This is a genomic window from Streptomyces sp. W16, assembly GCF_033194735.1.
Taxonomy (GTDB): Bacteria; Actinomycetota; Actinomycetes; order Streptomycetales; family Streptomycetaceae; genus Streptomyces.
This window is the reverse complement of the sequence record NZ_JAWOAI010000465.1, coordinates 1-7986: the sequence shown is the minus strand read 5'-3', so window position 1 is coordinate 7986 and position 7986 is coordinate 1. Positions and strand designations below refer to the sequence as shown.

Sequence of the window (7986 nt, the reverse complement as noted above, 5' to 3'; positions counted from 1 at the left end):
GGAGGAGGCGGGTTCGTTGTCGGCGAGGAAGGGCTTGAGGCGGGTGAACGCGGGCTCGTTGAGGGAGGAGAGCCGGGACGTCGACAGGCGGGCCGCGCGAGGCCGAGCGCGGCATCGGCGGCGGTGTCGTCGACAAGACCCTGACTCATGCGGCAACCGCCTTCCGGCCCGAGGCCACCACGATCCGCGGGTCCAGCAGCGGATAGACGAGGTCGACGACCAGGTTCGTCATGACGAAGATCAGCGCCCCGAACACCACCACGCCCTGCACGAGCGGAATGTCCTGGGCCGTGACCGCGGCGGCCGTCACCCGGCCGAGACCGTCACGTGAGAACACCGTCTCGACGACCACCGAACCGGCGATCAACTGCCCGACCAGCAGGCCGACCACGGTCAACGCGGGCAGGGACGCGTTGCGCAGGGCGTGCCGCAGATGGACCCGCCACCGGCCGGCGCCCTTGGCGCGGGCGGTCTCCACATAGGCCTGGTCCAGCGCGGTGAGCAGGCTCTTTGCCAGCACCTGTGCCACCTGCGCGCCGGTCGGGATCGCCAGCGTCAGGGCCGGCAGGACCAGCCCCCGCAGCCCGTCGTTGCCGAACGCGGGGAACCAGTGCAGGCGGAAGGAGAACGACTCGACGAGTAGCAGCCCCACCCAGAACGTCGGGACCGACACCCCCAACGGCGGCAGGGACAGCAGCAGTTGCCGCAGCCACCGGCGCGAGGTGTAGGTCGCCACCACCGCCAGCCCACCACCGAGGAGCACGGCGAGGAGCAGCGCGGCACCGGTGAGCTGGAGGGTCTGCGGCAGGGCGTCGGCCAGCGTCGAGGACACCGGCCGGCCGGTGGAGACCGAGTCGCCGAAGTCCCCGCGCACCGCCCGGCCGAGATAGTCGGCGTACTGCACCAGAATCGGCTTGTCGAAGCCGTACTCGTGGCGCAGCGCGGCGAGTTGGGCCGGGTCGACCGTCCCGGAGTCCATTCCGGCACTGGCCATGGCCGTGACCGGATCACCCGGCAGGAAGTCGAGGACCAGGAAGGACACCGTGTAGGCGGCCCACAGCACCCCGACCGCCTGGGCGAGCCGTTTGATCGCGTAGCGGCGCATGCGTCAGCCGATCCACGTGTCGTGCAGCTGGATCCGGCTGGAGGCGTCGAAGTTCAGTCCGTGCACCTTCTTCGCCACGCCGATCTGGGACTGGAGCTCCACCACCGGCGCGTAGTAGGCGTTCCGCACGAGCAACTGCTGTGCCTGCTCGACCAGTTGACCGCGCTTCGTGGTGTCCGTGGTCGCTGCCTGACCGGTCAGCGAGGTGTCCAGCGGGCTCGCGGGAAGGCGGTAGAAGTTGGCCAGCCCGGTGGAGAAGGAACTGCGCAGGATGTCCGGGTCGGCGCGGGTGATGTTGCTCCACGCCACGTCGAAGTCACCCGACTGCAGTGTCGGGGCGAGCTGGGTGACCTGGAGCTGCTTGAGCGTCAGGCCGACGCCGACGGACTTCAGTTGCTGCTGGATCAGCTCCAACGCGGGCTGGTTGGTCGCCGAGTTGGGGATCCAGTCGACGGTCAGGCTCAGCTTCCTGCCGTCCTTCGTCCGGATGCCGTCGCTGCCGGCCTTCCAACCGGCCGCGTCCAGCAGGGATTTCGCCTTGGCCGCGTCGGTCGTCAGGTCCGAGGACAGGTCGGCGTAGTCGGGTGTGGTGTGCGCCAGGACGCTGGTCGCGGGCCGGGTCCCGGTCGGGAACACGGTGTCGGCGATCTGCTTGCGGTCGATGGCGAACCCGATGGCCTGGCGTACCCGCGCGTCCTTCAGAACCGGCCGCGAGTTGTTGAAGGCCAGGCCGAACACGACTCCAGGGTTGGCCCGCCGCTGAAGGGTGACCTGACCGCCCTTGAGAGACGCCTCGTTGGCCTTGCCGACGCTGCTGATCGCGTCCACCTGCCCCGACTGGAGGCTGCCCGCCCGAACTCCCGCCTCGGGTACGACCTTGAAGACCACCTTGTCGAGATAGGCCTCGCCGCTCTTGTGCCACAGCGAGGAACCCCAGGCGTACCCGGTGCGCTTGGCCAGGGTGATCGACTGGTTCTGCACGTACTGCTTCAGCACGAAGGGCCCGGAGCCGACCACTCCCTGGCTGCACTTCTGCTGCGGGGACCGCTTCGCGCTCGCCGACGACTCGATGCCCAGCGAGTGCGTCGAAGTGGCTTGCAGGAACTGGGCGTTGGGCTGCCGGAAGGTCACCTTGACGGTGAGCGGGTCGACCACGGTGGTGTTCTTGACGCCGCTGAGATAGCCCTCGGCGAGGGTGCCCAGCGCCCCGAGTTTCGGCACCGCGTCGAAGTTGTCCTTGACCACCTGCGCGGTCAGCCTGGACCCGTCGCTGAAGGTGACACCCGATCTGAGGTGGAAGGTGAACGTCGTCGCGTCGGCGCCGATGTCCCAGCTCTTCGCCAGCCACGGCACGATCCTGCCGGTCCTGGGGTCCTGGTCGGTGAGGGAGTCCACGATCTGCCGCACCGAGTAGATGGTGTCGTTGCTGGCCACCTGCTGCGGGTCCACGCAGCCGGCGTCGGAGCCCACCGCGAAGGTCAGGGTGCCACCGGACCTGGCCTGTCCGCCGCCGCTGTCGGAGCCACTGCCCCCCGATCCGCAGGCGGTCAGCAGGAAACTGGTGGTCAGAAGGGCGGCCGTGGCTGCCCGTCGAGTGGTTCGGGGGACCGGATGTGCTGTCACGGAGAGGTGCTCCTACTCGTGTCACCGCGCGCACACGGACCTGTGCGGACCGTGGCTGGGCGCGGACGGTGCCGACCCCGGCGGGGGCGGGACTCCTGAAGCGTGGAAAACGCGCCGACCGGCGCGGGGCGCACCCGCGCATACGTCGACCCGTGGGAGAAGGGGGGGAAGAGGCCCGTGCGGGACGGGCGACCACAGATGTCGGCTTCGAAGGCCGAGAGATGTCAGCCTGGAAGGCAGGACCAGGTCAGCTGTGACACAGACAGCTGGTGAAGCGCTGCAGGTCGATGTGGCGCCGGCGCGAGAGCCGGGAGAACACGACGGCGTCGTGACAGGAGGCGCTCGGGTCGTAGCTGCTGGGCACGCCGTCCTCCATATCCGGGACCCCGGTCACGGGGTCGCGCGTTCGCAGAGCCATCAGCGTCCCTGCCGGGCTTTCGCCCTGAGCGCCCCACTGCGTCGGGGGGTCGCCGGTCGGTCGGCCAGGATTTGACGCTGACGCTCAATGCCGCTGTTGATCGTATGGAGCGGTGTCGCCGTGCGTCAATGCCGGGGCGGAGGTGGGGAGTCGGCGACACCGGCACCGCCGCCTCATTGATACCTTCCCTCACACAGTAGGCACCTGGTGTGTCGGCTGGGCTGCTTCACCGGCCTGCACGGCGGCTCAACTGTTCGGCCGTCGCGTGTTCGTCGGTGGTGGCGGGCAACCGGGTGGCCAGGGTCGTGCCGCCCAGCACGGCGGCGGCTTCGGCCTCGATACGGCGCCACACCCCGGGCAGGCCGGAGGCGGGACCCGGGTAGTCGAGCCCGGCCAGCTGTTCGCCGCGCAGGGTGATCAACTCGCCGTCGACGGCGCGGGAGACGTCCAGGAGCGTGATCTCGCCGGCGGGCCGGCCGAGCCGGTACCCCCCTCGCAGCCGCGCTGGCTGCGCACCAGACCGGATCTGCGTAACTGACCCACCACGGACTTCAGAAACCGGAACGGGATCTGCTACGAGGAGGCGATCGCCTCGCACGTGAGCGGACGGGCAGGTTCGCAGGCGAGCTCCAGCAGGGCCCGCGTGACGTAGTCCGCCTTCGCGGAGAGCGGAGAGCGGAGATACGCATGCGCACCCAATGCCCGACGCGGACCCCGGCACCAGGACTTCCACAGGTTCCCGGCACGGGAACGCCCGTCCATTCCCTCATCCATTGCGGGAACATTGCCGCAGGTGAAGGGCTATGGACACCTCTTGACATCCTTTTCGGGGCGGCTCTAGCGTCCCCAACCATGAGCGAGCCGTTGACCACCCCCGGCGAAGGTTTCCACCCCCATCTCCAGGACGCCGCAGGGCAGCCCGCAACCCCCCTGCGCACCCGTCTGCACCACATCCGAGCCGACGCCCTCGACGGCGACACGGCACAGAGCGGGGGCATGCGCAGGTTCGCCGCGGTGAGCGGAGGGACGGTCGGCTCCGAGAAACTGTGGATGGGCCAGACGCACGTCGCTCCCTCCACGGCCTCCTCCGACCACCACCACGGCGAATCCGAGACCGCGATCTACGTGGTCAGCGGACACCCCGAGTTCGTCTTCCTCGACGGCGCGGGTCCGCAGCCGGAGGAGATACGCCTGCGGACGTCCCCCGGCGATTACATCTTCGTCCCCCCGTTCGTCCCGCACCGCGAGGAGAACCCCGACCCCGCGGAAGAGGCCGTGGTCGTGATCGCCCGCAGCACCCAGGAGGCGATCGTGGTCAATCTTCCGGGGCTGTACGTGCTGGGGGCCGGGGAGGCCTGACGGGCTCCTGGTGACGAACGTGCGGCGGAGGAAGGTGAGTTGAGCGTCAGCTCAGCGTGGCTCTCCGTCCGTCGGCCTTCAGACCGCGGAGTTTCCAGAGCCCGTACAGGCCCAGCAGCGGTTTCACGATCAGCCATTCACCGGGACGGTAGTCGTCCGCGCGCACCAGCCTCTTCGCGAGATCGGGGCGCTGTCGCTGCAAGTACGCGCGGGCCTTGAGAGCGTGAGCCGGCTGGGAGACGATCTTGATGCGGTCGACGTCCTCAAGCAGCGGGATCACATTGGTGATGTTCTCCCATGTCGTCGCGCTCTCTTCTTCGAGAAGTACTGTGCCGCCGAATTCGAGCACCGACCGTGCGTAGTCGGCCATCAACCGGGCCTCGGAGGCACCACCGCTGGTCGTACCGCCGCTGAAGATCACGCGAGTGCTGTGCGCCCTGTCGGCGGTGATGGAGCGAATTCCGGCGCGGACCCGCCAACGGTTGATGAAGTTCGCCCTCGCCCGAGGGTTTCGGTATCCCAGTACGACCACGGCCTCGGTATCACCCCCGTTGTCTCCCACGAGAGTTCGAGACCAGCGCCGGTTCAGCCACTCGCCCCAGGCCAGGACCACCACCCCGGCTGCCGCCACGCCTGTCCTTTGTCGCATGCGGCGACTCTAGGTCACCCTGGTGTCCCTGCCGTTCCGCAGAGAGGCATGCACCGTGTCCGACCATCTCGACACCCAGATCCCCTACTGGGACGCCGCCGCGGCCACGAAGACTTTCACCCACCCGCTCCATCTGCCCTGGCTGGCGGGGATCAGCAGGCAAGCCGCGATTCTCGACTACGGATGCGGCTACGGCCGCACGATGGACGAACTCGAACGGCACGGTTTTCGCAATCTGACAGGCGCCGACATCTCACCGGCGATGATCGAACGAGCCCAACACCTGCACCCCGCCATGCACTTCACCACCCTGGACACACCCCCGACCATGCCCTCCCCGGACGCCGCCTTCGACGTGGTCCTGCTCTTCGCAGTGCTGACCTGCGTCCCGGACGACGAGGCCCAACGCCGACTGATCGCCGAGCTGCACCGCGTCCTCAAGCCCGGCGGAATCCTCTACGTCAGCGACCTTCTGCTGCAGGACGACGAGCGCAACCGCAGCCGCTACGACGACTACGCCACCCTCAACGGCGGCCACGGCGACGTCAGTTACGGCGTGTTCCAGACTGGCGACGGCGCCGTGTGCCGCCATCACTCCCGTGAGTGGCTCACCACGCTGCTCGCCGACTTCGAAGGCATCGGCACCCGGACCGTGACGGTGTCCACGATGAACGGCCATGAGTCGACGGGGATCCAGATCCTTGCCCACAAGGCCGCCCTGACGTGAAGTCAGGTGGAATCAGGCTTCCTTACCTGCTCGGGCGAGTGCCGCCTCGGCCTGTGTGGCAAGGGAGTTGACGAGGTCGGTTGCCGACGGCAGGTCGTTGATGAGGTCGACGGCTTCGCCGGCCCACACGGGCAGGGGCGGTATGTCGCCCTGGGACAGGGCGACATGGTAGGCCTGTCGGGCGTGGGGGTCGGTGGCGAGTTCCGTCTCCCGGTCGCGCCACTGGTCGAGGAACGGGTGGCCGAGCGTGCGGGCGGTGTACTTCGACGGCCAGCGGGAGCCCCGGGCGATGTCGAGGATGCTGTTGCGCTCGGTGTCCGCGCCGTGGCCCTGGACGATGGCCGTGCTGGTCGAGGGGGCGACCAGGGCTTCGGTGGTGGCCTGGAAACGGGTGCCGATGAGTGCACCGGCGGCCCCCAGAGCGAGAGCGGCGGCCACCCCACGGCCGTCGGCGATGCCACCGGCGGCGAGTACCGGTACCGGAGCGGCCAGATCGACGACGACCGGCACGAACGGCAGCGTGGAGCGACCGTGCCGGGCGCCGTGTCCGCCGCTCTCGGAACCCTGGGCCACGATCACGTCGGCGCCCAGGTCCACCGCCCGCCGGGCTTCCTCCAGATCGGTGACCTGAATGACAAGTGCCGTACCTGTGCGGCGAATTCGTTCGGCGAACGGGCTCGGATCCCCGAAGGACAGCATTACCGCCCGGGGTTGGTGTTCCAAGGCGTGCTCCACCGCGCCGACGTCCGTCTGCCAGGTGAGGAAGCCGATTCCCCACGGGTTCGTCGTGTTCTCGGTGACGATGGCCAACTCCCGTGCCAGCCATACGCGTTCGCCGTTGCCGCTGCCCAGCAGGCCGAGCCCGCCCCCACGGGAGACGGCCGCGGCCAGCGCACCACCGGCCGATCCGCCCATCGGCGCCAAGGCGATGGGGTGTTGCACTCCGAAGAGCTTCGTGAACGCCGTCGTCAATGCCATGGCCCCCATCATCACCCGATGGCCCTCTCGGGGTAATGAGCGGCTTGGCCACGTACCCGCCCCCTAATCTCGGCCCATGAAGCAGCGGCGGCAGAAGAAGCTCTCCGGGCGTCTTTTCGGAGCGATAGTGGTGGGCGACACCGGCGCGGTGAGGGCGGTACTACGTGCCGGAGCCGACCCGGAGCGAGCCGACAGCGAGGGCACCACGCCGCTCTACGCCGCTTCCGTGAACGGGGAAGCCGCGATCGTCCGCCTGCTCCTGTCGGCCGGTGCCTTCCCAGACACCGAGAGCAGCGGAATCGGCGCGGAGGGCCTGCCGTTGTGCGCCGCCGCCTGTTGGGGGCACACGGAGACGGTCCGCGAACTGCTCGCGCACGGCGCCGATCCGAACGTACGGGAAGATCACGGCACCGGCCGGTCCCCGCTGGACTGGGCGAACAACGGTCCTCATCCCGAGACGGTCGCTCTCCTCGAACCGTGACTGGGCCGGAGCTCCGTCCCGCCCGGCAGGGACGATCGGCGGGTATGGCGGATACTCGGGTGTGGCGGGGCACGTGGGTGCTGCGCGGGCTGGAGGTGCGCCGGCGTATGGAGAGACCTTGGCGTGGCCTGTCCGGGCGGATTCCGGCGTGGTTGCGCGACCATGATCCGGGGCTCGCGGCGACCCGCAGGGCCGCACGCACCGCACTGGTGATGCCCGCGCTGTTCGCCCTCTGCGGGCAGCTGCTGAAATCCTCGACGATGGCGACCTACGCGGCGTTCGGGTCGTTCTCGATGCTCCTGCTGGTCGAGTTCACCGGCCCGATGGTGCAGCGCCTGCGGGCCCACGTGGGTCTCGCGCTGGGCTGGGCGGCGCTCATCTGCCTCGGCACACTGGTGGCGCGGACGACCTGGCTGGCGGTGGCCACCATGGTCGTAGTGGGCTTCCTGGTGCTCTTCTCGGGGGTGGTCAGTTCCGTCCTCGCGGGTGCCACGACCGCGCTGCTGCTGGCCTTCATCCTCCCTGTGACCTCGCCTGCCCCGCTGTCACAGCTGCCCGACCGGCTCGCGGGAGCCGGCCTCGCCGCGGTCGCCGCCATGCTCGCGATCTCCCTGCTGTGGCCCCGGTCCACCATGGACCCGCTCAG

The 7986-nt window shown here is 69.2% G+C and carries 8 protein-coding genes, 2 pseudogenes and 1 riboswitch; of the genes and pseudogenes, 4 read left to right on the top strand and 6 right to left on the bottom strand.

The window, feature by feature from the left end; genetic code table 11:
- Positions 1–145: 145 nt before the first annotated feature.
- The 4 genes and pseudogenes from R6V09_RS40475 to R6V09_RS40460 form a co-directional block, all read right to left on the bottom strand.
- Positions 146–1105: an ABC transporter permease gene (locus R6V09_RS40475; RefSeq protein WP_317886485.1), complete on the bottom strand. Its 960-nt coding sequence runs from the start codon at positions 1103–1105 to the stop codon at positions 146–148.
- 3 nt (positions 1106–1108) lie between these two features.
- Positions 1109–2728 (bottom strand): ABC transporter substrate-binding protein, encoded by a 1620-nt coding sequence (locus tag R6V09_RS40470; RefSeq protein ID WP_317886484.1) that lies wholly within the window; start codon positions 2726–2728, stop codon positions 1109–1111.
- Positions 2729–2975: 247 nt separating this feature from the next.
- Complete coding sequence (locus tag R6V09_RS40465) at positions 2976–3092, bottom strand: putative leader peptide (RefSeq protein ID WP_317886483.1); 117 nt, start codon at positions 3090–3092, stop codon at positions 2976–2978.
- A gap of 33 nt (positions 3093–3125) precedes the next feature.
- Positions 3126–3238: riboswitch (SAM riboswitch) on the bottom strand.
- Positions 3239–3372: 134 nt separating this feature from the next.
- Positions 3373–3845 (bottom strand): annotated as a pseudogene (locus tag R6V09_RS40460) (RrF2 family transcriptional regulator).
- Positions 3846–3998: 153 nt separating this feature from the next.
- Here R6V09_RS40460 and R6V09_RS40455 point away from each other — a divergent pair.
- Positions 3999–4505 carry a cupin domain-containing protein gene (locus tag R6V09_RS40455; RefSeq protein ID WP_317886482.1) on the top strand — a complete coding sequence of 169 codons (507 nt, stop codon included), beginning with the start codon at positions 3999–4001 and terminating at the stop codon, positions 4503–4505.
- Positions 4506–4551: 46 nt separating this feature from the next.
- Here R6V09_RS40455 and R6V09_RS40450 read toward each other — a convergent pair whose 3' ends face one another.
- A complete protein-coding gene (locus R6V09_RS40450) occupies positions 4552–5154 on the bottom strand; it encodes a YdcF family protein (protein ID WP_317886481.1) in 603 nt (200 codons plus the stop codon).
- A gap of 55 nt (positions 5155–5209) precedes the next feature.
- Between R6V09_RS40450 and R6V09_RS40445 the strand changes: the two genes are divergently transcribed.
- On the top strand, positions 5210–5881 hold the full coding sequence (locus R6V09_RS40445) for a class I SAM-dependent methyltransferase (protein ID WP_317886480.1): 672 nt from the start codon (positions 5210–5212) through the stop codon (positions 5879–5881).
- A 12-nt stretch (positions 5882–5893) separates the two neighbouring features.
- On the opposite strand, the gene R6V09_RS40440 is transcribed toward R6V09_RS40445, so the two are convergent.
- On the bottom strand, positions 5894–6859 hold the full coding sequence (locus tag R6V09_RS40440) for an NAD(P)H-dependent flavin oxidoreductase (RefSeq protein ID WP_317886479.1): 966 nt from the start codon (positions 6857–6859) through the stop codon (positions 5894–5896).
- Between the two features lie 76 nt (positions 6860–6935).
- On the opposite strand from R6V09_RS40440, the gene R6V09_RS40435 reads away from it, so the two are divergent.
- On the top strand, positions 6936–7340 hold the full coding sequence (locus R6V09_RS40435; protein ID WP_317886478.1) for an ankyrin repeat domain-containing protein: 405 nt from the start codon (positions 6936–6938) through the stop codon (positions 7338–7340).
- Between the two features lie 107 nt (positions 7341–7447).
- A pseudogene (locus R6V09_RS40430) lies at positions 7448–7986 on the top strand (FUSC family protein); the annotation flags it as partial.